The sequence below is a fragment of the Streptococcus sp. HMSC034B05 genome (assembly GCF_001809055.1).
GTDB classification, from domain to species: domain Bacteria; phylum Bacillota; class Bacilli; order Lactobacillales; family Streptococcaceae; genus Streptococcus; species Streptococcus constellatus.
Genome location: NZ_KV795622.1, coordinates 1 through 211 on the forward strand (window position 1 = coordinate 1; position 211 = coordinate 211).

1 pseudogene is annotated in these 211 nt (G+C 44.5%); it reads left to right on the forward strand.

From position 1 onward, the window contains the following. A pseudogene (locus HMPREF2542_RS07965) lies at positions 1–211 on the forward strand (peptidase); the annotation flags it as partial.

The following is a 211-nucleotide window of genomic DNA, read 5'->3' on the forward strand; positions in this document are numbered from 1 at the left end:
TCAAGAGGATATTGTCAAGGATGTGCATTACACTATCCAAACGCAACGAGTGACTTACACGGTCGTTGATGATACGACAGGTACGACTCTAGAAAACCAAGTGGAATTAACAACTGGTGAGTCGGATGCAGCTCTTCCAGCAGCAGCGCAAAGGAAATACGATACGGTTGTATCAGGTTATCTGGCCCAAGGCTATGAATTGGTTTCAAAA